This is a genomic window from Clostridium sp. Marseille-P7770 (assembly GCF_902143525.1).
In the GTDB taxonomy this organism is placed as follows: domain Bacteria; phylum Bacillota; class Clostridia; order Lachnospirales; family Lachnospiraceae; genus Pilosibacter.
Genome location: NZ_CABFVC010000004.1, coordinates 570,167 through 595,703 on the forward strand (window position 1 = coordinate 570,167; position 25,537 = coordinate 595,703).

The 25,537-nt window shown below is 49.7% G+C and carries 22 protein-coding genes; 1 reads left to right on the forward strand and 21 read right to left on the reverse strand.

Features of this window, described 5'->3' with window-relative positions; all coding sequences use genetic code 11:
• Window positions 1-3 precede the first annotated feature (3 nt).
• The 3 genes from larC to FN001_RS12515 all read right to left on the reverse strand — a co-directional run bounded on the left by larC (window position 4) and on the right by FN001_RS12515 (window position 3,495).
• Window positions 4-1,443 (reverse strand): nickel pincer cofactor biosynthesis protein LarC, encoded by a 1,440-nt coding sequence (larC, locus tag FN001_RS12505; RefSeq protein ID WP_142412054.1) that lies wholly within the window; start codon window positions 1,441-1,443, stop codon window positions 4-6.
• A gap of 27 nt (window positions 1,444-1,470) precedes the next feature.
• The gene (gene larB, locus FN001_RS12510) at window positions 1,471-2,238 is read right to left on the reverse strand and encodes a nickel pincer cofactor biosynthesis protein LarB (RefSeq protein WP_142412099.1); all 768 of its coding nucleotides are present in this window, start codon (window positions 2,236-2,238) and stop codon (window positions 1,471-1,473) included.
• 363 nt (window positions 2,239-2,601) lie between these two features.
• Window positions 2,602-3,495, reverse strand: coding sequence for a fumarylacetoacetate hydrolase family protein (locus FN001_RS12515; RefSeq protein ID WP_142412055.1), 894 nt, complete (start codon window positions 3,493-3,495; stop codon window positions 2,602-2,604).
• A 326-nt stretch (window positions 3,496-3,821) separates the two neighbouring features.
• Between FN001_RS12515 and FN001_RS12520 the strand changes: the two genes are divergently transcribed.
• Window positions 3,822-4,301, forward strand: a complete 480-nt coding sequence (locus FN001_RS12520; RefSeq protein WP_118298381.1) for an S-ribosylhomocysteine lyase — start codon at window positions 3,822-3,824, stop codon at window positions 4,299-4,301.
• 125 nt (window positions 4,302-4,426) lie between these two features.
• Here the strand turns inward: FN001_RS12520 and FN001_RS12525 are convergent, their stop codons facing one another.
• From FN001_RS12525 to FN001_RS12610, 18 genes are all read right to left on the reverse strand, one after another.
• Window positions 4,427-6,445 (reverse strand): alpha-amylase family glycosyl hydrolase, encoded by a 2,019-nt coding sequence (locus FN001_RS12525; RefSeq protein ID WP_142412056.1) that lies wholly within the window; start codon window positions 6,443-6,445, stop codon window positions 4,427-4,429.
• A gap of 31 nt (window positions 6,446-6,476) precedes the next feature.
• On the reverse strand, window positions 6,477-8,342 hold the full coding sequence (locus FN001_RS12530; RefSeq protein WP_142412057.1) for an ABC-F family ATP-binding cassette domain-containing protein: 1,866 nt from the start codon (window positions 8,340-8,342) through the stop codon (window positions 6,477-6,479).
• A 74-nt stretch (window positions 8,343-8,416) separates the two neighbouring features.
• Window positions 8,417-9,172: an exodeoxyribonuclease III gene (locus tag FN001_RS12535; RefSeq protein WP_118321422.1), complete on the reverse strand. Its 756-nt coding sequence runs from the start codon at window positions 9,170-9,172 to the stop codon at window positions 8,417-8,419.
• A gap of 279 nt (window positions 9,173-9,451) precedes the next feature.
• Window positions 9,452-10,231 (reverse strand): ABC transporter permease, encoded by a 780-nt coding sequence (locus tag FN001_RS12540; protein ID WP_118298385.1) that lies wholly within the window; start codon window positions 10,229-10,231, stop codon window positions 9,452-9,454.
• Between the two features lie 51 nt (window positions 10,232-10,282).
• A complete protein-coding gene (locus tag FN001_RS12545; protein ID WP_142412058.1) occupies window positions 10,283-11,380 on the reverse strand; it encodes an ABC transporter substrate-binding protein in 1,098 nt (365 codons plus the stop codon).
• A 136-nt stretch (window positions 11,381-11,516) separates the two neighbouring features.
• The gene (locus FN001_RS12550) at window positions 11,517-12,308 is read right to left on the reverse strand and encodes a nucleoside phosphorylase (RefSeq protein WP_243016026.1); all 792 of its coding nucleotides are present in this window, start codon (window positions 12,306-12,308) and stop codon (window positions 11,517-11,519) included.
• Window positions 12,309-12,366: 58 nt separating this feature from the next.
• Window positions 12,367-13,149: an ABC transporter permease gene (locus FN001_RS12555; protein WP_118298387.1), complete on the reverse strand. Its 783-nt coding sequence runs from the start codon at window positions 13,147-13,149 to the stop codon at window positions 12,367-12,369.
• Window positions 13,146-13,892, reverse strand: coding sequence for an ABC transporter ATP-binding protein (locus tag FN001_RS12560; RefSeq protein ID WP_118298388.1), 747 nt, complete (start codon window positions 13,890-13,892; stop codon window positions 13,146-13,148). Before FN001_RS12560 ends, FN001_RS12555 begins: the two co-directional genes overlap by 4 nt.
• 18 nt (window positions 13,893-13,910) lie before the next feature.
• Window positions 13,911-14,648, reverse strand: coding sequence for an IclR family transcriptional regulator (locus FN001_RS12565; RefSeq protein WP_142412059.1), 738 nt, complete (start codon window positions 14,646-14,648; stop codon window positions 13,911-13,913).
• A 489-nt stretch (window positions 14,649-15,137) separates the two neighbouring features.
• Window positions 15,138-16,088, reverse strand: a complete 951-nt coding sequence (add, locus tag FN001_RS12570) for an adenosine deaminase (RefSeq protein WP_142412060.1) — start codon at window positions 16,086-16,088, stop codon at window positions 15,138-15,140.
• Window positions 16,089-16,158: 70 nt separating this feature from the next.
• Window positions 16,159-17,109 carry an ABC transporter permease gene (locus FN001_RS12575; protein WP_118298391.1) on the reverse strand — a complete coding sequence of 317 codons (951 nt, stop codon included), beginning with the start codon at window positions 17,107-17,109 and terminating at the stop codon, window positions 16,159-16,161.
• A gap of 3 nt (window positions 17,110-17,112) precedes the next feature.
• The gene (locus FN001_RS12580; protein WP_118321424.1) at window positions 17,113-18,159 is read right to left on the reverse strand and encodes an ABC transporter permease; all 1,047 of its coding nucleotides are present in this window, start codon (window positions 18,157-18,159) and stop codon (window positions 17,113-17,115) included.
• On the reverse strand, window positions 18,152-19,708 hold the full coding sequence (locus FN001_RS12585; RefSeq protein ID WP_118298393.1) for an ABC transporter ATP-binding protein: 1,557 nt from the start codon (window positions 19,706-19,708) through the stop codon (window positions 18,152-18,154). The genes FN001_RS12580 and FN001_RS12585 overlap by 8 nt, the downstream gene beginning before the upstream one ends.
• A 229-nt stretch (window positions 19,709-19,937) precedes the next feature.
• On the reverse strand, window positions 19,938-21,110 hold the full coding sequence (locus tag FN001_RS12590; RefSeq protein ID WP_118513660.1) for a BMP family ABC transporter substrate-binding protein: 1,173 nt from the start codon (window positions 21,108-21,110) through the stop codon (window positions 19,938-19,940).
• A 2-nt stretch (window positions 21,111-21,112) separates the two neighbouring features.
• The gene (locus tag FN001_RS12595) at window positions 21,113-22,429 is read right to left on the reverse strand and encodes an amidohydrolase (protein WP_118298395.1); all 1,317 of its coding nucleotides are present in this window, start codon (window positions 22,427-22,429) and stop codon (window positions 21,113-21,115) included.
• A 246-nt stretch (window positions 22,430-22,675) separates the two neighbouring features.
• Window positions 22,676-23,335 (reverse strand): IclR family transcriptional regulator, encoded by a 660-nt coding sequence (locus FN001_RS12600; RefSeq protein ID WP_185911922.1) that lies wholly within the window; start codon window positions 23,333-23,335, stop codon window positions 22,676-22,678.
• Between the two features lie 369 nt (window positions 23,336-23,704).
• Window positions 23,705-24,991, reverse strand: a complete 1,287-nt coding sequence (locus FN001_RS12605) for a TRAP transporter large permease (RefSeq protein WP_142412062.1) — start codon at window positions 24,989-24,991, stop codon at window positions 23,705-23,707.
• Complete coding sequence (locus FN001_RS12610) at window positions 24,991-25,494, reverse strand: TRAP transporter small permease (protein ID WP_243016028.1); 504 nt, start codon at window positions 25,492-25,494, stop codon at window positions 24,991-24,993. The genes FN001_RS12605 and FN001_RS12610 overlap by 1 nt, the downstream gene beginning before the upstream one ends.
• Window positions 25,495-25,537 lie beyond the last annotated feature (43 nt).

Sequence of the window (25,537 nt, forward strand, 5' to 3'; positions counted from 1 at the left end):
TATTTACTCATTTTCTACTAATGCTTTCACTTCCTCTAACGACATCCCCTGCTCTCTCGCGATCTTTGCAAGGTCTTCATATTCCAGCTTTCCACGAACTACACCGTAGCCTTCGGAAACCTTCTCCCGGACCACGCCATACGGGGTCTCGTGTTCTTTCATGGTTCTTGTCAGGGTGTAGCGTTTGCTAATACTCTCACGAATGCCAAGCGTTGTTGTGTGTTTAAAGATCAGGGAAACCATCTTTTCTTTGTCATTGCAGCGGCACATGCAAGTTAAAAGGATTCCCGGGCGGCTCTTCTTCATGCCGATCGGGATCGTGTAGACCTCAAGGGCACCTGCGGCAAAGAGGATCTCCTGAACGAAGCCGAGAGCTTCCGGAGTCATATCATCGAGATTACAGGAGAGCTCTGCCACTTCACTTCCTGTCTCCTCCGTTTCACCAAGGAGAACACGGACACAGTTGGCACGCTCAAAGTCTTTCTTTCCCATACCGTAACCGATCGCCAAGGTCCGCATGACCGGCATTTCCTTAAATTCTGTCACAAAGTGCTTTAACAGTGCCGCTCCGGTCGGGGTGCAGAGCTCTCCTTTGATGACTCCGCTGTAGATCGGAAGTCCCTGTAAAATAAAGGCGGTTGCCGGAGCCGGGACCGGCAGGATCCCGTGCGCACAGCGGACGTTTCCGCTTCCGACATGGATCGGGGATGCGATGACCTTCTGTGGGGCGATCATATGCATTAAGAGGCAGACTCCGGCGATATCCGCGATCGCGTCCGCAGTGCCGACCTCGTGGAAATGGATCTCCTCGACGGTCTTTCCATGGACATGAGACTCCGCCTCGGCGATCAAGTGGTAAACCGCAACAACATCCTTTTTGACCTCATCAGGCAGATTTAAATGTTCAATAATGTGAGAAATCCCAGCCATGCTTGTGTGATGATGGTGTGGGTGGCCGGAATGCTCTTCTGTGTGAGTTTCCTCGTGGGTATGAGTGTGATGGAAGTCGTGCTCATCATGGTGGTTATGATCGGGCTGGTGATCATGGTCGTATGCATGTATGTGAGTATTGTCCGCCATATCAGCGGCCATCTCATGGTGATGGACCTCAGCCTCATGGTGGTGATGGTTCCCCGCTGCTTCGTGGTCGTGGCAATGTTCATGATGGTTATTAGCATGCTCGTGATGCTCTGCATGGTCGTGTACATGCTCCTGCAGATCCACATCCACGCTCTCCTCTTCCTCTCCGTGGATCGTCACCTTCATATGCGTTCCGGTGATCCCGCACTTCACAGCCGGTTCTGCCTCAACAGAGAGTCCCGGCAGCCCCATCGCATTCATTGTCTTTAAAAATCCTGCCTTGTCCGGGCAAATCTCATAGAGGGACGCCATCAGCATGTCACCCGCAGCACCCATTCCGCAGTCAAAATATAATGTTTTCATTCGAAATACCTCCGCTTATCTCCAATATCATCCACGCATATGATTCATCATGCTCGCCAGATACCCAGCTCCGAATCCGTTATCAATATTTACCACACTGACGCCGCTCGCGCAGGAGTTCAGCATGGAAAGCAGTGCGGAAACACCGCCGAAGGACGCCCCATACCCGATACTCGTCGGCACCGCGATCACCGGGCAGTCCGCAAGACCGCCGATCACGCTTGCGAGCGCTCCTTCCATCCCCGCGATCGCGATGATCACTCGGGCATTCATGATCGAATCCATATGGGACATCAGGCGGTGAAGTCCCGCAACTCCCACATCATAGAGGCGCTCCACCTGATTTCCGAGTGCCTCGGCCGTAAGCGCGGCTTCCTCCGCCACCGGGATATCGCTGGTCCCACCGGTCGCCACGACAATCGTGCCGACGCCGTCTTTTTCCGGGAAGTTTCCGCAGATCGCGACCTTCGCATCCTTAAAATACCGGTATCCGCTGCCGTCCGGATAGATTTCCGACAGCAGTTTTTCTGTTTTTATGTTTTTTTCTTCATCCACCCGCGTGATCAGGATCGTCTCCTGTCCGCGTTTCTTCATCGCCTCCACGATCCCGGCGATCTGCTCCGGAGTCTTTCCCGCCCCGTAGATCACTTCCGCCGCGCCCTGGCGCAGTTTCCGGTGTGTGTCCAGCTTTGCAAATCCCAGATCATCATATCCGGCTGCCGTAAACGGCTCCTTTTTCAGTTCCAGGACAGCGTTATCCACAGACAATTCGCCTGCTGCTACCTTTTTCAACATTTCGCGTATATCTTCCACTTTTGTTCTCTCCTTATGTCAAAATCTGCTGCTGCGACGGCATTTACCGGCAGCTGGATGCCCGAAAGGATTATGCTCCGGCATAGTCCCGTACCGCGCGGTCGCTTGCGACAATCTTTCTCTTTCACATGAGTGCGCATCTTAGACGCACAATGCCTTTTTGTTTCACAGGAAGTTCCTCCGGAATTTCCCTATGAAACAAAAAGCCACGAAAAGAGCAGCCAGTCATTCTGACTGACTTTTTTGCTCCCTTCATGGCAACTTTTCATTTTATGAGATGTGCTTTTTTATCGTCACACCGGTTCTTGCCGCATTCGATCATGCATGAAGCAATCCCCTCTCATTTTACTCCCCAACAGTATTCTTAAGAGTCCCGATCCCTTCAATAATGCATTCCACAACATCGCCTGTCTTGAGGAATTTAGGCGGTACGAATCCCATGCCGACTCCTGCCGGCGTTCCTGTCGCGATGATCGTTCCTGCCTTTAATGTCATTCCTTTTGTAAGTTCGCAGATCACTTCTTCAATTCCATGGATAAAAAGTCCCGTGTTGGAATCCTGACGGAGTTCTCCGTTTACTTTTGACTGGAGTTTTAACACCGGCGGAAACGCAGTGGAATCGACCGTCATGATACACGGGCCGAGCGGTGTGAAACCATCCAGGCTCTTTCCGAAGTACCACTGTTTATGTTCCGTCTGCACCTCCCTGGCGCTGACATCGTTCATGATCGTATAGCCGAAGATGTAATCCTTTACCTCCTCCGGCTTTACGTCCTTTGCGTCCTTTTTGATGATGACCGCAAGCTCTGCCTCGTAATCCAGCTGGTTCGTCAGATTTTTATGCGACGGAATGATCCCGTCCGGGTCATTCGTCCGGTTGACGCGCTTGGAGAAATAGATTGCCTTCTCAGGTCTCGCAAACTCCTCTTTCTGGAACCTCGCGGATTCCTCCGCATGATCCATATAATTGATCCCCAGGCAGATGATATCCTGATCCGGCTCCGGGATCGGAGAAACGATCTTAATTTCTTCCACTGGTGCTGCTCCGGTCACATCCCCCGGTGCCTTTTTTGAAATATAATCCAGCATTTCCATCTCCGATGGTCCTGCCTCGCGGATCAGGTCCTTCATGGACCGGTATTCCATTCCCGCTGCCGAAATCGGATAAGCCCAGGTTTCATCCTCGTTGAAAACACCCAAAAATGGTCTTTTGTCTACTTCATATGCCAGCAATTTCATAACTACTCCTTATGGGACGTTATTCTAGTTACCCAAAATCCCGTTATCAGTTATTATAGTACAAATATTCTTGCGAAACAAGGTCAAATTGAAGCGCAATATCTCCCCCTGGATTTTACTGATGCTTTGTATTCCGGATCGGCAAAATCTGCGCTCATAACCGAATCATACGGCATTTTTGTTTCCAAAAATTTGGGGAAAATTTCTGCCATCGCACAGTAACTTGCATTCTTTCCCCATTCCCTTTATAATAAAACTGATACAGGCAGACATCATCACGTCTGCGGACAACAATCTGTAAAACTCATGAAAGGGTGTATCTTATTATGGAAAAGATCACAAGCTTCACTGTCAATCATCTGAAACTGGTTCCGGGTGTTTATGTATCCCGGAGAGATATCGCCGGAGACAATCATGTTACCACCTTCGATATCCGTATGACCCGTCCAAACTACGAACCGGTCATGAATACTGCTGAGATCCATACAATTGAACATCTCGGTGCGACTTTCTTAAGAAACCACCGTGTATACAAAGATAAAGTTCTCTACTTCGGACCGATGGGATGTCGGACCGGCTTCTATCTGCTCCTCGTGGGTGATTACGAATCCGCAGATATCGTGCCGCTCCTCCAGGAAATGTTCCTCTTCATCCGCGATTTTGAGGGAGATGTTCCGGGTGCCGCTGCCCGCGACTGCGGAAACTATCTCGATATGAACCTTCCGATGGCAAAATATCTTGCCGGAAAGTTCTACGATGAAGTTCTGGAGAATATCCGGGAAGAACAGCTGGTTTATCCGGAATAAGCAGAATCCCTGCCACTGAAATGATACCGCAAAACAGAAGTTCTTAAGCTTCCGGCGGTTCTCATCTCATGGCAGGGATTTTTTATATCCAGGAACGCAGTGCACAATTTTCAGTTTATTTACTTTTACAGCTCTTTTCCATTTTCTGGTGTACTTTTCTCTTCCTTTTCACAGGACTTTTCGACCAGATCTGTCTTCTCATTCTTCTCTTTTTTGCTCCCGCTCTTTCCTTTTTTCGTCTCCTTCCCCGCATCCGGATCCTCAAAGCTTTCGAGGATCATGATCCCGCGCGGCGGCACTGCCAGCATCATCTGGTTTTTCAGGACTTCTCCGGTTCCATCAGACGGCAGATCTTCCACATCCGGATCCGCCGTGCTGCAGATCACATGCCACTTCGCGCCTTTCGGCAGATGGGGAAGCCCGAACATATGCGGTTCCCAGTGCATGTTGTAGAGGACATAAAAGTTCGCGTCATCCGTCCCGTCCGGTTTCTTTGCGTAAGCGCCCCAGTACAGGATCCCGAACTGCCGCCGGAAATTTTCAAATTCCGGTTTCCAGGCGTTTTCGCCGTGGTAGGAGACATCCGGACGGCCGCAGGACTTGTAGTCCATGATCCGTGGTTCCCGGTCCATGTGGAACATCTTGTGGGATTTCCGGAAGGCGATCAGGCGTTTCACAAACTCCACCTGGTCCATATGCGTCTCCAGGAGCTTCCAGTTTAACCATGAGACCGCATTATCCTGACAGTAGGCGTTGTTGTTGCCGTCCTGACTGTTTCCAAACTCATCGCCAGCCATCAAAAGCGGTACTCCCTGGCTCAAAAACAGGAGCAGATATGCGTTTTTGATCAGCTGTTTTCTGAGCTCCACGATCTTTTTCTTTCTCGTCGGTCCCTCCGCTCCGCAGTTCCAGGAATAATTGTAATCGCTTCCGTCCCGGTTCTCCTCACCGTTTTTCTCATTGTGCTTCCGGTCGTAGGAGACCGCATCCATCAGTGTGAAGCCGTTCGTGTTCGCCATGTAGTTGACAACCGCATACTCCGCCGGATTCCTGCGGTTCCGGAATTCGAACGCCTGGAGCATTCCTTCATCACCTTTTAAGAAACGGCGCATATCCTCCATAAACTGCATGTTGTACTCGGCAAGATTCTTTTCCGCAACGGAAACCGGACCGTCTCCCGGCGTGATATAGCCCTTTTTCGGGCGGCGATCCATCACCTCGTTCCAGTTTTCCGCAAAAAGCTTCGTCCTCTTTAAGAACGGGTCCTCCGCCGCCAGCAAAAGATTCGGGAATCCCAACAGATGAAAGCCGTCCACATGATACTCCTCTACCCAGTAGCGAAGGACCGATACGATCTCCCCCGGAAGTTCTTTTCCGGTAAAATACAGTTCCGGAATACATTCGATCCCGGCCCTGTGCAGCTCTTTTACCAGCGTTTTAAACTCGCTCTCCGCCGACATCTCCCCGTGAGACGCATATGCCGACTTCACCGCATAGAGATATGACGGTCCATATCCCCAGTAATTGATATATCCCGTCGGTTCCGGTTTCGCATCATGAAATCCATTTCCGGATGACGACATCATGACCTCGTCAAACTCCGTCACCGGCATCAGCTCCACCGCCGTGATCCCGAGGTCTTTCAGATATGGGATCTTCTCCACGATGCCTGCATACGTTCCGCGGGCAGAAACATTCGAGGACGCATGCGCTGTAAATCCACGGACATGAAGTTTGTAGAGGATCGTATCGGCATACGGGATTTCCGGATTTGCATCATCTTCCCAGTCAAACGCTTCCGACAATACCCGGCACTGCACCGGCTTTCCGGCACGTTTCCGGTCCGCCCATTTTTCACGCCCGGTAAGGATCCGCGCATAGGGATCTGCCACAATTTTTCCATCAATCATGAAATTATATTCAAATGATGCAAGATCAGCCCGATCCAGTTCCAGTGACCAGACATCTCCCATCCGGTGTTTCGGATCAAACGGGATCTTCTCACATGGCTTCTTCTCGCCCGGCCGGTATAAGAGCAGGAAAACCTCCTCCCCGTGTCCCTGTACCAGGATATGAGCGCTTTTTTCTTCCTGCGTGACACCAAGTGGATACAGGATTCTGTTACTGTTTCGATATTCTGCCATTTTAAATCCCCCGTTTTCCCCGACATGAGTATTATTTATTCTTCTGCGCCTCGATCTGCTCTGCCAGGTCGTTCAGATATACCCAGCGGTCCATCTTCTCCTCGAGCGCAGCTTCCTTCTCTTCCTTTTCCTTCATCAGCTCATTGAGCTTCGTAAAGTTCGTTGCGGACGCCTCGATCTCCTTTTCCAGGTTCTCAACCGCCTCTTCCAGCTTCGCGATATCGTCCTCGATCGTATCCCACTCCCGCTGCTCTTTGTAGCTGAATTTCAGCTTCTTTTCCCTCGGTTTCACGTTTGTCCGCGGCGCATTTCCTTCCGGATCGCCCTCTGCGGCTGTCCCGTTCCCCTTATCCGCAGACTTCTTCGCAGATGCCGGATTCTCCGCCGCGCTCTCCGCAAGCTTCGCCTCCCGCTCCGCCTTCGCTGCCTGATAATCCGTGAATCCGCCTTCGTACTGCTGGAGTTTTCCGTCTCCTTCAAACGCAAAAATCCTTCCGACCACGCGGTCCAGGAAATACCGGTCATGGGAAACCGTGATCACGATTCCCTGGAAGCTGTCAAGATAATCCTCTAAGATCATCAGAGTGCGGATATCAAGGTCATTCGTCGGCTCGTCCAGGATCAGGACATTCGGTGCACTCATCAGGATCTTTAAGAGATACAGCCGTCTTCTCTCGCCGCCGGACAGTTTTTCGATCACCGTGTACTGGACAGACGGCGGGAACAGGAACCGTTCCAGCATCTGGGATGCGCTGATGCTGCCGTCCTTCGTCTTTACATACTCTGCGACATTCTTGATGTAGTCGATGACCTTGAGACTCGTGTCCATGTCCTCGTTTTCCTGGGAGAAATAGCCGAGTTTTACGGTCTGCCCGATCTCGATCGTACCGGAATCCGGTTTTACCCAGCCCGCGATCATCTTCATCAGCGTCGATTTTCCGCTTCCGTTCGGTCCGATGTAACCGATCCGGTCATCTTTTAAGAAAAAGTAGGTGTAATCTTTGATCAGGACCTTGTCCCCGTATGATTTACAGAGATCCGTGATCTCGATCGTCGTCCTCCCAAGGCGGCTGGAGATCGACTCCATCTCGACTTTTCCGTCCTCCACCGGTCCCTTTTTGTCCCGCAGTGCCTCGAAGCGCTGGATCCTGCCTTTCTGCTTTGTGGAACGTGCTCTCGCACCTCTCTGCATCCAGGCAAGCTCGGTCCGCAGGATCGACTGGCGCTTGCGCTCGGACGCCTTTTCCATGTCCATGCGCTCCGCTTTCAGTTCCAGGAATCCCTCATAGTTTGCCTGATAGCTGTAGAGTTTTCCGTTATCGAGCTCCACGATCCGGTTTGTCACGCTGTCAAGAAAATACCGGTCATGGGTGATCATCAGGAGCGCGCCCTTAAATTTCTTTAAATAATCTTCCAGCCAGTCCGCCATCTCACTGTCAAGATGGTTCGTCGGCTCGTCCAGGATCAGAAGCTCCGCTGTCGATAAAAGCACCGATGCCAATGCCGCGCGCTTCTTCTGTCCGCCGGACAAATGTTCCACTTTCTCGTTAAAATCCGGGATCCCGAGGCGGTTCAGCATGGATTTCGCCTGGCTCTCAAGGTCCCAGACGTGCTCATGTCCCTCATTTTCCCTTAAAACACTCTCTAACACCGTCTCTCCCGGGTGGAATACCGGGTTCTGCGGAAGATAGCGGATGTCCAGATTTCTTCCCCGGACGATCCGGCCGGAGTCCGGCTCCTCAAGTCCCGCCACCATCTTTAATAAGGTGGATTTTCCTGTTCCGTTGATCCCGATCAGACCGATCTTATCGCCTTCGTTGATGGAAAAATCGGTATCGTCAAAGAGTAATCGTTCTGTATATGATTTCGTCAGATGTTCTGCCGTTACTAAGTTCATGTTATGTCAACCTGCCATTGTTTTATTTCGATCTATCGTCGTTGATTTTCCGACGTTCAGCATTCCACTATTTATCAGTCGATATCCAGCTCCACCGGACAGTGATCGCTTCCCATGATCTCCGTATGGATCTTTGCGCCCACCAGCCTGTCCTTTAAGCTCTCGGAAACGCAGAAATAGTCGATCCGCCATCCCGCGTTCTTTGCTCTCGCTGAGAACCGGTAAGACCACCAGGAGTAGATCCCTTCCTGATCCGGGTAAAAATACCGGAAAGTATCGATAAATCCAGCGCCCAGGAGCTCCGTGAATTTCGCGCGTTCCTCATCGGAGAATCCCGCATTTTTCCGGTTCGTCTTCGGATTCTTCAGGTCGATCTCGTTGTGGGCTACATTGAGATCGCCGCAGAAGATCACCGGCTTCTTTTTCTCCAGCTCTTTCAGGTACGTCCGGAACGCGTCCTCCCACTGCATCCGGTAATCCAGACGTTTCAGCCCGTCCTGGGAGTTCGGCGTGTAGCAGGTGATCACGTAATATTCCGGAAATTCTGCCGTGATCACGCGGCCTTCATGGTCATGTTCCTCGATCCCGAGTCCGTAAGTCACTGCGACCGGCTCTTCCTTCGTAAACATCGCCGTTCCGGAATATCCTTTTTTCTCCGCATAATTCCAGTACTGGTGATATCCAGGAAGATCCAGATCTACCTGGCCTTCCTGCAGCTTGCTCTCCTGGATGCAGAAGATATCTGCGTCCGTCTCCTTTAAATATTCTAAAAATCCCTTTCCCAGGCAGGCACGAAGGCCGTTTACGTTCCAGGAAATCATTTTTTTCATAGATTCGTTCTCCATTTCTATCGCACTCTTGCATGGACCGTTCTGAATTGTATCCTGCAGACATGAAAAATTACAGATATTCTGCGATCCGCATATAAGTTAAGTATATCATCATTCCATATGATTTACCATCATAAAATACTCCGGACTGCAGCCGGTGAATAACGCAAGCAGTAACGATCTCTCCCCATCCACATGATGGCCGGCTAAAAAAGAAACAAGGTCCCCGCTGCAGCATCATGCGCCGCAGGAGAACCTTGCCTGTTTTTCTTTTGATTTTTAACCGACCACACTCTTATCGATGACTTTCCAGTAAAGCGCCTTTTTCTCGACAAATTCCGAGATCAGATACAGCGCCAGACCGATCACGCTTAAGAGGATGACTGCATTTAAGATCATCTTGATATCATATGTCTCGCTTCCCAGTGTCAGCAGATATCCGAGTCCCGCTTTGGCTCCGATCATCTCGCCGATAACAGCACCTGTCATCGCCTGTGTCAGGGCAAGCTTGATACCGGACAGCATCATTTCGATGGAATACGGAACCTCGATCTTACAGAATGTCTGCCATTTGCTGGCTTTGAGCACCTTCATCAGATTGTATACATTGTCTTCAATGGAACGGATCGCGGACACCTCGTTGATCATGATCGGGAATGATACGACCAGGATAACAAGGGCTGCCTTTGATTCGATGCCGAGTCCCATCCACAGGATAAATAACGGTGCGAGGGAAATCTTCGGCGCTGTCTGGATAATGATAACAAACGGCATGATCAGGCGTTCAATAAACCGGATCTTCGCCATAATATACCCGAGGATCAGTCCGATCACAATACCGATCACGGTTCCCATAAGGATCTCTTCCATCGTGACACGGATATGTTTCATGATATCGCCGCTGACGAACAGCTTTACCATTGAATCTGCCAGTTCTGCCGGGCCGGGAAGCAGATAATTCGGTACATGAAAGAGCCGGATATACAGTTCCCACACGATCAGAAACAACGGCAGAAACAATGCCGGAAGAATGATTTTTCTGTATTTTCTGTAAAACATCTCTCACCTCATAACTCTTCCAGCCCGGAGCTGGGAAATCTTTGTTCTCTTTTATTTTGCCGGTGTATAAAGAAGCTCTGCTGCATCGAAGGTCTCATCGATGTTGCCGATCTCTTTGGATTTATTGATGAGTGCCTGCCACTTCTCCGGATCAGATGCGCCGATTCCGTTCTCTGCTGTGTAGTCGCTCTGCCATAATGTCTTTACGAATACATCATTTAAGATCTGGACAACAACATCTCTCTTTTCTGCGAATGTCGGTGCATATTTCTCGATGGACATATCAACTGCCTCTTCTACATGGCCGTCGATGATGTATTCGATCGCTTTGTTTAATGCGCGGCAGAAGCCATCAACTGTTTCCGGATCTTTCTCAACAAGTGCGTCGCCTGCAACTAATACGTTTCCGAAGGACGGAAGGAACTGGTCACATGTGATCTCGCTTGCAGCGAAACCGGAGTTGTTTAACTCGATCGTTCTGAGTTTGGAGAATACGATCGCATCGACCTGACCCTCAGTGAGAGCTGTCAGGATCGCACCTGTACCAACAATCTCAACCTGAACATCGTCGATGGTAAGTCCTGCGGACTCCAGAGCTGCCTGAAGCTGGAAATAGTTTGCGCTTCCAAGGCTTGTTACCGCTACTTTTTTGCCCTTTAAGTCAGCCGGTGTGCTGATTCCGGAATCACTTCCGAAAATGATCGCTCCAAGACCTTCCTGGTATGTTGTGTGAACAACCTTTACCGGGATTCCCTGTGCTTTTGCAGCTACAACTGCATCTGCATTCGGGAAACCGAACTCAACATTTCCTGCTGCGACATTCTTTACGATATCAGCAGCTGCTGCATAATAAAACTCTACATTCAGACCTTCTTCTGCGAAGTATCCGTTTTCCTGTGCAAGATATAACGGTGCGTAATACGGAACAGCGGAACCGTCGATCTGGATGGAAACAGTCTTTAAGTCTCCTGCATCCTTTGCCTCGGCTGCTGTTGTTTCGTCTGCTTTGCTCTCTTCCGCAGCAGTTGTCTCTGCTGCTGTTGTTGCGGCTGCCTCACTCGCTTTGTTTGCGCTGTCAGAGCTGCATCCTGCAAGCATGGACACTGCCATGGCTGCTGTCAGTACGGTTGCAAGAATTTTCTTTCTCATAGTACTCTCCTTCTCCTTTTCATAATGGATTGATACATTTGCTCCCGCCGGGTGATATTCCCGGCATTTATAATTTTCCCTGCCGTCTCCGGCCGGGTCATTATCATAGATCCGTTATCCGCAGTATCTTTTTCCGCTATTTTCTGTGAAGATATTCCTTATATAATTTTTCTCCTGCTGCCAGTGCCGTTCTGCACATTTCCTTCTGCGCAGGTTCAAAATCCACCAGCCACTGGTCCGTGATCCGGTTGCAGTGTACCGCGCAGATACTTCCCGAGAAAACATTGTTCAATGACGCCAGCGTGAAGATCGTCTCCGCTTCCATCTCCATGTTCAGGATGTTCCATTTTTTATACTGTTCCAGGACCGCATTTTCATCATATCCCGTTTCAAACGGCATCTGACGTCCCTGACCATGGTAGAAAGAGCCGACCGACATGCAGACTCCCATGGAATATGGCTGTTCTCTCTCTTCACACGCACGTTTCAGACAGTCCAGGACCTCGAACGATGCCAGCGCCGGGTATTCCGATGGTGCGTAAAAGCACGATGAACCGCCTCTCCGGACAGCACCTGTGTTTAATACCATAGCGCCGCACGGCACCTCTTCCTTCAGGACACCTGTTCCGCCGATCCGGATCAATGCTTTTGCTCCGAGCGCGATCAGCTGGATCACAGCGATCTCTGTTGACGGTGCGCCGATCCCTGTGGAACACACTGTAATTTTAATGCCATTGTAATATCCTGTCCCAACCACGTATTCCCGGTAATTGCTGACGATCCTGTAATCTTCCAGCAGATCCTCAAACATCGAGACGCGCGCCGGATCCCCCGGAAGCAGCACGATCTCTCCAATATCATCTGCCGTACACTGGATATGCGGCATTTTTCCATTCATCGTCGGTGATGAAGCCGATGTAAAATTCACACAAATCTCCTCCAAAAACTTTCTTCCTTTGTCTTTTTCCGAACAGGCGCAGTCCTTATCAGTTCTTTGACTCATGCCAGTACAGGAATTTATCTTCCAGCACGCTGATCACCTGGTATGTTGCGATTCCCAGGATGATCGTTACGATGATGCCTGCGAGCAGCATCGGTGTGTCATATGTCGATGATGCATATGTTAAAATGTAGCCAAGGCCCTGTTTTCCCGACATCCATTCTGCAACGATCGCTCCGATGACTGCCTGGACGATCCCCACTTTCATGCTCGCAAAAAGTGCCGGAAGTGAATACTGCATCTCAACCTGTGAAAAGATCTGCCATTTTGATGCCTTTAAGATCTTCATCAGGTTTCTGACATCCGGCGGGATCGATTCCAATCCCAGCATCATGCCTGACAATACCGGAAACAGTACCATGGAAATGATCAGGACAACTTTTGATACAAGTCCGATCCCGAACCAGATAACGAACAGCGGAACAAGAGCGATCTTCGGCGCTGTCTGCAGAAAGATCAGATACGGCATCAGCATCGTTTTCAACGCATCGACCTTGATAAATATATATCCAAGTACGATCCCGAGAAACGCTCCGATCACAAACCCGAGAATGACCTCATATGTTGTCGTCCAGAGATGGGGATAAACCGTTCCCTTTACAAACATTTTTTCCAGACTGTTCCATACTTTCGGCGGCGATGGCAGAATGTACGCCGGTACATGTTTCACTGCAACGTAGATCCACCAGATCGCAATAAAGACACCGACGGAAAGTGCATACTCCCCGATCGTTCTTAAGACACCCTGAAGTTTTCCATTTTTCTTCATCCGATGATCCCCCTCAGGTACTTATTGTATTCTGTAAATTTCGGATCATTTCTTGTCGCTTCTCCCCTCGGGCGCGGCAGATCGATCTCGACCATCTCCTTTACGCGTCCCGGTCTCGCCGACATGACGAGCACCCGGTCTGACAGGAACGTCGCCTCCTCGATGCTGTGTGTGACAAAGATGACCGTCTTTTTCGTCTTCTGCCAGATCTTCAGCAGCTCCTCATTTAAATGGTCCCGCGTCAGGGCATCCAGCGCACCGAACGGCTCATCCATCAGGAGCAGCGGCGCATCGTAGGAAAGCGCACGGACGATGGAAACCCTCTGTTTCATACCGCCGGAAAGTTCTCGCGGGAGCGCTGTCTTGAACTCGGAAAGTCCTGCAAGTTCTAAGAGTTCATCGAGCTTTTTCTCATTCTCTTCCGTCTGTTTTTTCTGGATCACAAGCGGGAATTCCGCATTCTGTCTTACATTCTTCCACGGAAGCAAGACAGAATCCTGGAAAACAAAGCCCATCTGCTGGTCTGCGCCGTCACGGTACTCGATCGTGCCGGATGTCGGTTTGTCGAGGTTTCCGATGATCCGTAAAAGTGTTGATTTTCCGCATCCGGACGGACCGATGATCGAGATAAACTCACCCGGCCGGATCTGAAGATTGATATCCTTCAACGCTACTGTATCCTCTTTTAAGAGGTTGCTGTATACCTTGTTTAAGCCTTTTAACTCTACGCTGTACTCACTCATAACGTTCCTCCTTTTTCTTTACCGGATTGCCTCAGAAATTTCTTCCGCACATGCCTTTAACAGGCGGATCCGTTCCTGCATCTCTTCTTCATTTCCGTCTTTCAGCGAAGTAAATGCCAGTGCTGCCGCCGGCTCCCCGTTGATATCAAAGATCGGGCACGCCACACCCTGGATACCAAGCTGCAGTTCTTCATCGATCACGGAATATCCCTGGGCGCGGATGCGGTCAAGCTCTGCATTTAACTCCTGCAGCTCTGTTTTTGTATTCGGCGTAGTCTTTGTTCTCGTCTCTTTTTCCAGGATCTCAAGCGCCTGTTTCCTGTCCATATACGCCATAAACACACGGCCGGCAGAGGTAGAATAAAACGGGATCACATGACCGATCTTCATCATGTACATATTGGAATCGCCGCGTTCACTGCATGCAATGTTCATGGCGACGCCGTGCTCCATGATACAGAGGACTACATTCCTGTCAATTTTTTCTGCAAGTTTCTGCATCGATGTCTGTGCTGTCTGTGTGAGTGCACTTCCCTTTACAACACCTGCCGCAATACCGCAGATTTTATATCCCAGACGATATTTTTTTGTCTGTGCATCCTGAACAACAAGGTGATTTCCTTTCAGACTTGTGAGTATCCGATGGGTAGAACTTGCCGGGATATTCAGCTGTTCTGCAAGTTCCGTAACGGACAAGCCATCCATGTTCCGGCTCAGGACCTCCAGCGCACTCAGTGCGCGATCAACTAACTGCATAATTGCCTCCACTTGTTGTCGCAGCAGCAGCTAGTAAAGCGGACATTCGCAATCCGCTTCGCTACTTGCTCATGAACGCAGTCGCTTCGCGATCTGTCAGTGGGAGCTTTCAACTCCCACTGACATAAGCATCCCACTCACCCACCGCTTAGTGCTCCGCGCACTTGAAGCGGGGGAATGCTTATCTGCGTTCAAACAGCTGCCGTATAGCATCGCTCGTCATTTGTTTTGTTTATTCCGTGCAGCGGAATGGTATTCCGTAAACTGAAATTAGTTTTATCTATTTTAACATTTTCCGCACTTCAATGCAATGTCAAGTGACTTTTCCTCCCATCTTTGGCATACACTACAATTTCATGGGACAATTTTTGTATATTTTTGACGATTTTCATTCCGCTTAATGGAATATATATTTTTTAGTACAGAAAAAGCGACAGAATTCCCGGAGTTTTTTCGTTCATTCTGTCGCTTTCCTGTATCTTATTCCTTTTATTTCAGGAATCTTGCCTCCCAGGCATATTCCTGCATCTTTTCGATCTCCTCGTCGCTGAATCCGAGCTGTTCCTTTAAGACTTCCTTCTCTTTCTGAAGTGTCGTTCTGGAACATGTCCGGTTATCAGAGTTTACTGTCACATGGACTCCCTCATCGAGAAGCTTGTGGATCGGATGCATCTCGATCGCCGGGACAACTTTTGTGTGGTAATTGCTCGTCACACATACCTCAAGTGTCACATTCTCGTCGATCAGTCTCCGGATCAGTTCCGGATCATTGATCGCCGCAACTCCATGTCCGATGCGCTTTGTCCCGAAGGAAAGCGCTGTCTTCATGCTATCCGGTCCGGCAGCCTCTCCTGCATGGATCGTCATCGGGATTCCGTATTCACGGACTTTCGCAAAGACCGGTGCAAAGTTTTCCGTCGGGAACAGACCTTCCGCGCCGGCAATGTCAACCGCGCACACGACCGGTCCAAGATACTTTTTCGCTGTCTCCACCGTCTGCATGTTCAACGCTTCATTGTCTGCTCCGCGCATGCAGCAGAGGATCAGTCCGACACGGATCTCCGGATAGGCCTTCATGCCGCGCTCCGCACCGCGGATCGCTGCCTCGACAACTTCATCCTGCGTCAGACCGCCATTTACGGAAAGCTGCGGTGCAAAGCGGATCTCCGCATAATCCACACCTTCCTTTGCAAGATCTTCCACAAGCTCATAAGTCACACGCTCGATCGCGTCTGCTCTCTGAAGGACAAGAAGCGGAAGATCAAAGCGCTCCAGATATTCCTCCAGTGTCCTGCAGTCTTCCGGCACTTCCATTTTATACTTTACTTCTTCCGCGCTCTCCGCAGGAAGCCTGATCCCCTGTTCTTTCGCAAGCTCCCAGACTGTCTCCGGGCTGAGTGAGCCGTCCAGATGTAAGTGAAGTTCTGTTACATGACCCATAGATTCATTCTCCTTTCTGTCTTCTAAAAACAGCTCCCGTTCCCAGGAGCTGTTTCCTCTCCGGCCGGGATCACTTCCCAGCCGCAGCTTTCATCTGTTTCTTTTTCTTGTTATGTTCTACCATCGCGCAGTAGATCGTGTAGGCAATGATGATGATGAGATAAGGCATCATCTGGATAAACTGAAGCGGAATGGAAGAATTCTGCAGATAGTTCGCAAGGCTCTGGCAGAATCCGAACAGCAGGGATGCAAGCATTCCGATCACTGCATTTCCCGCCGCGATCGCCTGCGTCGCCAGTGCGATATAACCGCGTCCGGCAGTCATTCCGGATGAGAAAAGTCCTACATATCCCATGGACAGGAAAGCGCCCGCCATACCTGTCAGGATCCCGCTCAGGCAGAGTGCGATATATTTGATCCGCTTTACCGGAATGCCGACTGATTCCGCCGCATCCGGAGATTCCCCGACCGCACGGATATGCATACCGAGTCTCGTGTACTTAAACATATACCATACAACTGCCACTAAAACAAGTGCTGTGTATGTCAGGACATGATGTCCGGAAAGGACAGCACCGATCACCGGGATGTCTTTTACGACCGGGATTGTTAAACTCGGAAGTTTTAAAGATTCCAGGGATGTGGATGCGCCTTTTTCCCCCGTGATCAGATAGAGGACGAAGATCGTTCCTCCTGATGCAAACGTGTTTAATGCAATACCGGAAATGACCGCATTGGAGTTTAATTTCAGGATAAAGTAGGCGAGAATGTTGCTGACAACAAATCCTGCAAATACCGCCCCCAGGAATCCGATCCATGCGCTGTGGGAAAAGGCGCTGACGACAACGCCGACAAACGCGGAGATCAGCATCGTTCCTTCCAGTGCGATATTGCTTGTCCCCGATCTGGACGAGATCATCGCGCCAAGTGTTGTTAAGAGCACCGGCGTCGCGCTTCGGAACATCGCGAAGTAGAACTCCGGGAGACTTAATGTTTTTAAAATTTCCTGTAAAAGATTCATCTGTTACGCCTCCCCTTTCAGTGCTTTTTTCGCTTCTTCGCGCTGTTTCCATCCCGCCATGAACCGCTCTGCCGTTACAAACAGGATCAGAACGGCCTGGATGATCGAAACGAGCTCATTCTGTACATCAGAGCGGCGTGACATGAGGTCCGCACCGACACGGATGTATGCCAGGAAAAACGCGGCAAACGGGACCATTTTCGGATTGTTGCCGGACAGGATCGCGATGATGACACCGTCCCATGCGTAGGACGGGGAATCCTGCCAGTTGAAACGCTGGTACATTCCCATCTGCTCCACGGCACCGCCGAGACCGGCAACGGCACCTGCAATGATCTGGGTCATGATGATGACACGGCTTGTCCTGATCCCGGAATATTTTGCGAATTCCGGATTGCTTCCGGAGATGCGCACTTCATATCCGAATTTCGTCTTGTATACAAGAATGTATAAGGCGATCACGGCCGCGATCGCGATCAGGTATCCAACATGGAAATTTGTCCCCGGGATCAGCTTTCCGAGTGCTGCCGTCGCCTGATATTTCTTTGATGCAAAGGTTCCCGCCTCGCGGTCTGCCAGGAATTTTGTCACATTGTAAATCCCGAGATAGAAGAATACATAGTTGAACATCAGGGAAGTTACAAGTTCATTTGTGTGGAAATACACTTTCAAAAGAGCCGGGATGCTGCCGATCACTCCACCGACTGCCGCTGCCGCGATCATGATGACGATCGGGTGGACTGCAAACGGAAGAGATGTTTTGATGGCAAGCGCCGCGGTCACGACCGCGCCTGTATACAGACATGCATCCGCGATCATCGAGAAGTTTCCGGACTTAAAGACAAGTCCCAGCGCAAGTCCTGTAAAGATCAGCGGCACACTGCTCGCAAATACTTCAAAAAAGTGACGTTTCGACTGCAGCGGTCCCAAAAACAGGTTGTAGATCGCTGTCACCGGTTCCTCACTGACTGCGAAGATGACTGCCACAGACAGGGCAATGGCGATCCCGAATGCACAGAGCAGTCTTACGATGGTAAATTTCTTATTCACAGCAGGCACCTCCGATCTGCTCTTTGGAATCTTCTTTTACACCGAGCATGTAAAGACCAAGCTCGTTCTCCGATGTCTTCTTCACATCCGCGATATGTCCGACGATCCGGCCTTCATGCATGACGAGGATCGTGTCGCTCAGGGAAAGGATCTCGCTCAGATCCGCGGAGACGAGCAGGATCGCTTTCTTTCTGCTTCTCATGTCAACGATCTTTTTCCGGATGAACTCGATCGCACCGACATCGATTCCGCGCGTCGGCTGGTTCATGATCAGGAGATCCGGTTCATAGTCAAACTCACGGCCAACAACGACCTTCTGGACATTACCACCGGAAAGTTCCGCGATGGACTGTTTGGAATTATCGTATTTTACGAGGAATTCCTTTAAGATCCTGTTTGTAAACTCGCTGATCTTTTTGCTGTCGAGAAGTCCGTGTGTTTTTAATTTATCCGTATAGTAAACCTTTGAGATCGTGTTGTCCTCCAGGGAAAGTTTCGGAGCCGTTCCGAATTTCATACGGTCTTCTGAGACATGGGAGATTCCTGCTTCCTGACGGGCGAGTACCGGAGCATTGGAAATATCCTTTCCATTCATCGTGATCGTTCCCTGCTGCTGCTTTAAGGTTCCGACGATCGCCTCAACGAGCTCCGACTGTCCGTTTCCATCAATACCGGCAATTCCGAGGATCTGGCCCTCTTTGATGGAAAACGAGACATGATCCAGTCTCGTCTTTCCGAACTGGTCCACATAGACAAGATCTTTTACTGAAAAGACGGTTTTTCCAAACTCCATCTCCTCTTTTTCAATATCCAGGCTGACATCACGGCCGACCATCAGGCGGGAGATCTCCCTCTCATCAAGATCTGAGATCTCATACGTTCCCATGGTCTTTCCGTCCCTGAGGATCGTCATGCGGTTGCAGAGTGCCTTGACTTCATTTAGTTTGTGTGAGATGAAGATGATCGTGTGGCCATGTTCTCTTAAAAGTTTTAACTGTTCAAACAGTTCCTCTGTTTCCTGCGGTGTCAGCACGGCTGTCGGCTCATCCAGGATCAGGATATGCGCGCCCCGGTAGAGTGCCTTTAAGATCTCAAGTTTCTGGCGCATGGCAAGAGAAATGTCTTCGACCTTTTCTTTTGCCTCTACCTTCAGATTGTATTTGTCGGAAAGTTCTGTCGTGATCCGCACTGCTTCTTTCCTGTCTACTTTCAGTGCGGTTCCCGGCTCTGCACCGAGGATCAGGTTCTCCGCCACAGTCATGGACGGGACCTGCATAAAGTGCTGGTGTACCATGCCGAGTCCGGCCGCGATTGCATCGCTGGATGAAGAGAAGTGTACTTCTTTTCCATCCACAAAGATCTGGCCTTCCGTCGGTGCCAGCATACCAAACAGCATTTTCATCAAAGTTGACTTTCCTGCACCGTTCTCTCCGACCAGCGCATGGATCTCACCTTTTTTGATCTGCAGATTGACATTATGGTTTGCCACAACGCCGCCCGGGTATACTTTTGTGATATTCCGGGCCTCTAAAATGATCTCCTGCTCCATTCATTCTCCTCCAGGTAAAGCTCTTATCCGCCTGTATGTTCCGGCAGTCGTCCCCACCGTTATGCATGATGATAAAAAGCAACATCTCCTGCGATCCGCGGACAGGGGAAGCGCCGGGCGGTCTGCTCCGGGATGACCCCGGGAACAGCATTTTCCGCCTGCTGCTTCATTTCTGCCTGATACAGGAGATGTGAACTAAACTATGGGTGCATGTCTCAGCTGTTTTCCTTTACTGTGCTCCGTTGATGATGCCTTTTAAGGTTGCCTCATCCATGCCGTAAGCGGAATCAACCTTGACCTCGCCGGAAAGCAGTTTCTCTTTTGCGTCCTCGACTGCCTTCTTTGCATCGTCAGATACAACAGACTGATAGATATCATTGTCAGCAAGACCTACAACGCCGTCCTCGATACCAAGGATCTGATATTCACCATACGGAAGTGTGCCGTCAACGGCCTTTTCTACCGCATTGTAGAGGCTCTCGCCAACGTTTTTGATCGCGGAAGAGATGATGTAGTTTGCTTCGTCTTTGCCCTCGTAAGCAAGTGCCTGGTCAGAGTCAACGCCGATGCAGTATTTCTGGCTCTCAGCAGCTGCCTCGATAACGCCTACGGAAGCCGGACCTGCTGCTACGAAAACGACATCAGCACCGTTGGAATACTGAGTGATCGCAAGCTCTTTTGCAGTTGCGGAATCCACATAGGAACCAACATAGGAAACGAGTACCTTTACATCCGGGTCTACAAACTGTGCGCCCTCGATGAAGCCGACTGCGGAGTCATTGATAACAGCCGCTGTATCTTTTGCTCCTACAAAACCGATCACATTGTCCTCATTTGCAAATTCCATGTCAGATTTTGTTACGCTTGCTGCAAGAACACCTGCAAGGAAAGCGCCCTCGTTCTGCTTGTAGCTCATGGAATATACGTTGCTCAGATCGCCAACTGTGTAATCAACGTCTGTATCGAAGATGATGAATTTCTTCTCCGGGAATTCCTGTGCAACTTTCTCTGTGATCTCTTTCATGTCCCAGAGACCTGTGATGATCAGGTCTGCATCAGACTCGCATGCGTCTAACATAGAACCTTCGAATTTTGTCTTATCGCTTCCCATCTCGACCATGTTGACTTCAACTTTGTCGCCGAGCTCTTCTTCCAGCTTCTTCATGCCGGCCTGCGCGGAATCATTGAATGCCTTATCGCCGAAAGAACCGGTAACAAGAAGTGTCACTTTTAACTTCTCACCGTTTGTCTCTGCCTTTGCTGCCTCCGCAGTTGTTTCAGCAGCTGCAGTTGTCTCTCCTGCTGCGGCTGTTGTCTCAGTCTTGCTCTCGCTCGCGCATCCGAACAGCATGGAAGCTGCCAGTGCCATAGCCAGTGTGCTGCATACGATTTTCTTTCTCATAATTAGTTGTTCTCCTTCTCGTAAAACGTTGATTTATTCAAACTGTCCAGGGTCTCCAGATAGTTTTCCTTGTTCATTACCGGCTGGAATGCCTCTTTGATCTTCCATGCAGAAGCACCGCCGTCAGACAGCAGGTCGATCACGGTGTCCGCAAAATAATGTGCCGGAACACAATATGCCTGTTCAGGGTCCACCGTCTTAAAATCTTTTCCGTGGATGCTGCCTTCAAATCCGGCAACTCCGATCTCGACGATCGGCCACATCAGTGACAGATCTCCCATATCACCGGAAGCAAATCCGTGGGTTCCCTGGGCGATCATGCTCTCATCGATGTAATCCAGAATATGTTTTTTCACAAGCGCTGTCAGGTTCTCGTCCTGATGAAGCGGGAAGTATCCCGGAGTATCCTGGATCTCCAGATCACAGTTGATCGCAAGTGCACCTGCGCGGATCGCACGCGTTACTTTCGCGTTCGTCTCGAAGATCGCCGGAACGGTTTTCGCCCGGACATACATTTCCAGCTGCGTTCTTGCCGGGATCGTGTTGACGGACTGTCCGCCTTCCGGAACGAAGAAATGGACACGGATCGCATCATCAGCGCGGAATGTCTCGCGCAGGAAGTTGATTCCGGTCATTGCGAGATTGACTGCATTTAATGCATTTACACCACCTTCCGGATTTGCGCCCGCATGCGCCGCCTTTCCAGTAAAGATCGCGCGTTTCATGATGAAACCGTTTAAGCTGGAGCCGATCTCCGCATGATATTTTGTCATGTCGATCCCCATTGCATGGCAGGAAAGCATGAGATCCACATCGTCGAACACGCCTGTGGCGATCATTTCCTGTTTTCCTGATGGGTGGGAGATCTTTCCCTCTCTGATCAGCTCTTTCCGGTAATCCATATCGCAGAATTCTTCTGCCGGCGTTACAAGAAGTGTAACCTTGCCGCAGAGATCTTTCAACATCCCTGATTCTTTGATCGCCAGGAATAAACTCATCATGACGCCGAGCTGACCGTAATGACCGCATGTGTGGGCGGCATAGCTGTCCTCGCTGGCATACGGATGTCCGAAAGTCGGAACTGCGTCAAATTCCGTGATCAGACCGATATTCGGACCCGGTTTTCCCGAATCCAGCACAGCGCGGATTCCCGTGTAAGCAACATCCTCATGCGGGATCCCTGCTTTATCCAGAGCCTCGATCGTTTTTTCTCTCGTTCTGAATTCCTTGAATCCAAGTTCCGGATGGCGGTAAATGTCCTCACTCATCGCGATGATCTCCGGAAGGATCCGGTCTAATGTTTCATGAACCTGTTTCATGGTCTTTTGTTTCCTCCTTCACTACACTTGCGGGATCTGCCCATCGACTGTCCCTTCCCGGACCAATGCTCTGTTTTGTGTCTGCGGACCCCTCTGATCATTCATGATCTACTGGTATAGTGCCGAACTTATCATACATAGTTTTATAGGTAAATGTCAAGAATATTTCTTTTCCTGGTAAATAAAAAGCAGGCTGCCGCACATTTCATGCGGCAGCCCACTTGCCAACTGTATTCTCCGGTCTTTTTATCTCTGTCGCACTGACTTGGAGATCTGTTCCGCAAATTGTCGTAAAAGACAGATCCTTCTGACCAGTTCTCTCGTATTTCCATCTTTGATCGACACAAATGTCAGCGCTGCCATGATATCACCATAAAAATCAAAGATCGGGCATGCCGCTTCCTGCCTGTAGCTCTTCTCTTCGCAGTCAACGAGCGTATATCCCTGCCGGCGGATATGTTCCATCTCCTTCATATCCGGCTCCATATACTGATAAGCGCGGAATACCTGTTCAGCTGCCATTGCGCACTCCGGCTGTTCCATATACTGGACCGGTGCACCGCAGTCACTGCTCACGATGTTGCGGATCACTCCATGCTCCATCACACAGAGATCCACCTTCTGATTAATCTTCTCCGCGAGTTCTTTTACCAGCGGATTCCCGTTCCGTACCAGCGTGCTGCTCTTTATGATATTGGCAGCAATTCCGCAGATCCGATAACTGGGATGGTATTTCTTTGTATGTTTATCCTGTACGACCAGGTCGTTTCCTTTCAGACTTGCAAGTACCCGATGGGTAGAGCTAGCCGGAATTCCAAGTTGATTTGCAAGCTCCGTAACAGACATCCCGTCCATATTCCGGCTTAAAATATCCAGTGCATTTAATGCACGATCAACCAGTTGCATAATTTCCTCCATTTTCTGTCATGTAATGATCGCAGTCTCCATTGAGGCAACCGCTTTGTGCCTTATGAGTTATGCATCTATTATTCCGCCAAGCGGAATATTGTTCTGTAAATTCCATTTATTCTTGCATATTTTATCATCAGTTGACTGACAATGCAATGTTTTGTAACTATGAATCACCTTTTTGTCGTACACTACAAATTGCAGAACTGCTTTTTAGATATTATGCCGGAAAGTGGTTCCGGCGAGTGGAACCCCTGCTGTTTTCAAGGGAAAACTCCCGTTTTTTCCGCTGTAGAATACAAAAACACGCCAGTTTCACCATCATGAAACCAGCGTGTTTTCTATCAGTTTTTATGATTTCTGCGCCTAATAAATGATGTTTACGAGTCCGGTCGAGCAGATCGGGATAAAGGTAAGGATCAGAAGGCAGCCGAATAACAGTACATAGAACGGAACGGCTTCCTTAATGAAATCCTTTGTGGAACACTTTGTAACACCGCAGGTTACAAACATTAATGTTCCCATCGGCGGTGTGAACGCGCCGATCGCGTTTGCGAAAATAAATACCATGGCGAAGTGGATCGGATCGATTCCGTATGCTGTCGCGGCCGGCGCAAATAACGGCACGAGAACAATCATGCTGGCATTTCCTTCTACGAACATGCCGACAAAGATCAGGAAGATATCAACAGCAACTAGGAAAATCCATTTATTATGGATTACAGAGATCATCCACTGGGTAAACATCTGCGGGATCATCTCTTTTGTGAGAATCCAGGAAAATGTGGACGCTGCGGCAACGATCAGCATGATGGATGATGTTGTCATCAGAGTCTCTTTTAAGCCCTGACGGATTTCATTCGGTCCCAACTCTCTGTAGCCGAATCCGAGGACAGCAGCGTACACGATTGCAACGGCACCGGCCTCTGTGGCCGTGAATACACCGAGACGAACACCGCCGATGATGATGATCGGAAGGCATAACGGGAGAATTGCCGGCTTAAAGGACGTCCAGAACATGGATCCTGTCATTTTTTCTTTGCGGAGCGGAAGATACCCACGCTTCTTGGAGATCTTCGATACCATGAACATCATAGTCGCGCAAAGAAGAATGCCCGGTCCGAAACCAGCGATAAACAGTTTACCGATGGACACGTTCGCAATACATCCATAAAGGATCAGTCCGATTCCCGGCGGGATCAGCGGAGTGATCATACTAGAGGCCGCGGTAACTACGGTGGAGAATGCGCGTCCGATTCCTTTTGCTTCCATCTCAGGAACAAGCATTTTGGCCTCCATCGCCGCATCCGCAAGTGCGGAACCGGAAAGTCCGCCCATCAATGTACTTAATAAGATATTCACCTGGGAAAGTCCACCGTACATTCTTCCGGTCAGTACGGAACAGAAGTCCATGATCCGTTTCGTAACACCCGTATAATTCATCAGAACACCGGCACATACGAAAAACGGAATTGCGAGAAGTGTCACGCTCTCAGATCCGGTGATTGCCTGCTGGGCAAATACCGCCGGATTGATTCCCGGAGTCATGACAAAGTAGATAACGGAAGCTCCAAGTACCGCTACAAAAACCGGGATCTTAAGAAATAACAGCGCAAGGAGAACAATTGCCATAATACCAACTGCTGAGTTCATTACTTCTCCTCCTTTCCGTCGCCTTTAAATAATTCTTTTAATTCATAATATTTCTGCTCCGTATAGCTGATCAGCATGAGCACGATGGAGACCGGCGCGATCGCGTAGATCGTAGAGTACGGAATCATCAGGATCGGGGTCTTTCTGCTTGTACGCAGCATAACAGCGATATAATTCTGGCTTCTGAAGAAGAAGTAGATCAGAACTGCGTATACAACAACAGGGATCAGAAGTTCCACGATTTTTCTCAGGCTCTTTGGCAATGCGTCTACAAGAATTTCAATTGCCACATGGCTCTTTGTACGGAACGCCGCCGGAGCCGCCAGGAATGTGATCCATACCATGCATGCCAGCTGGAGTTCTTCTTCCCAGGTAAACGGATTATTAAAGATGTAACGCATCAGTACGCCGAAAAAGGTCACACAGATCAAGACCAGGAGAACCAATGACGCTACAGCAACTTCGATTTTATCCAGGATATCCAGTATTTTCTTCATTGTCATTCCTCACCATCCTTCGATCATCCGGCAAATCATGTTTTCCGGA

Excerpts from the sequence above, each read along its gene's own strand:
- FN001_RS12610 (WP_243016028.1), bottom strand. The coding sequence starts at position 25,494 with ATGACAATGAAGAAAATACTGGATATCCTGGATAAAATCGAAGTTGCT.
- FN001_RS12520 (WP_118298381.1), top strand. The coding sequence starts at position 3,822 with ATGGAAAAGATCACAAGCTTCACTGTCAATCATCTGAAACTGGTTCCG.
- FN001_RS12530 (WP_142412057.1), bottom strand. The coding sequence starts at position 8,342 with ATGAACTTAGTAACGGCAGAACATCTGACGAAATCATATACAGAACGA.
- FN001_RS12540 (WP_118298385.1), bottom strand. The coding sequence starts at position 10,231 with ATGTTTTACAGAAAATACAGAAAAATCATTCTTCCGGCATTGTTTCTG.
- add (WP_142412060.1), bottom strand. The coding sequence starts at position 16,088 with ATGGGTCATGTAACAGAACTTCACTTACATCTGGACGGCTCACTCAGC.
- FN001_RS12585 (WP_118298393.1), bottom strand. The coding sequence starts at position 19,708 with ATGGAGCAGGAGATCATTTTAGAGGCCCGGAATATCACAAAAGTATAC.
- FN001_RS12555 (WP_118298387.1), bottom strand. The coding sequence starts at position 13,149 with ATGAAGAAAAATGGAAAACTTCAGGGTGTCTTAAGAACGATCGGGGAG.
- FN001_RS12590 (WP_118513660.1), bottom strand. The coding sequence starts at position 21,110 with ATGAGAAAGAAAATCGTATGCAGCACACTGGCTATGGCACTGGCAGCT.
- FN001_RS12605 (WP_142412062.1), bottom strand. The coding sequence starts at position 24,991 with ATGAACTCAGCAGTTGGTATTATGGCAATTGTTCTCCTTGCGCTGTTA.
- FN001_RS12515 (WP_142412055.1), bottom strand. The coding sequence starts at position 3,495 with ATGAAATTGCTGGCATATGAAGTAGACAAAAGACCATTTTTGGGTGTT.
- larC (WP_142412054.1), bottom strand. The coding sequence starts at position 1,443 with ATGAAAACATTATATTTTGACTGCGGAATGGGTGCTGCGGGTGACATG.
- FN001_RS12565 (WP_142412059.1), bottom strand. The coding sequence starts at position 14,648 with ATGCAGTTAGTTGATCGCGCACTGAGTGCGCTGGAGGTCCTGAGCCGG.
- FN001_RS12545 (WP_142412058.1), bottom strand. The coding sequence starts at position 11,380 with ATGAGAAAGAAAATTCTTGCAACCGTACTGACAGCAGCCATGGCAGTG.
- FN001_RS12595 (WP_118298395.1), bottom strand. The coding sequence starts at position 22,429 with ATGAAACAGGTTCATGAAACATTAGACCGGATCCTTCCGGAGATCATC.
- FN001_RS12525 (WP_142412056.1), bottom strand. The coding sequence starts at position 6,445 with ATGGCAGAATATCGAAACAGTAACAGAATCCTGTATCCACTTGGTGTC.
- FN001_RS12560 (WP_118298388.1), bottom strand. The coding sequence starts at position 13,892 with ATGAGTGAGTACAGCGTAGAGTTAAAAGGCTTAAACAAGGTATACAGC.
- FN001_RS12600 (WP_185911922.1), bottom strand. The coding sequence starts at position 23,335 with ATGCAACTGGTTGATCGTGCATTAAATGCACTGGATATTTTAAGCCGG.
- FN001_RS12535 (WP_118321422.1), bottom strand. The coding sequence starts at position 9,172 with ATGAAAAAAATGATTTCCTGGAACGTAAACGGCCTTCGTGCCTGCCTG.
- FN001_RS12575 (WP_118298391.1), bottom strand. The coding sequence starts at position 17,109 with ATGAATCTTTTACAGGAAATTTTAAAAACATTAAGTCTCCCGGAGTTC.
- larB (WP_142412099.1), bottom strand. The coding sequence starts at position 2,238 with ATGTTGAAAAAGGTAGCAGCAGGCGAATTGTCTGTGGATAACGCTGTC.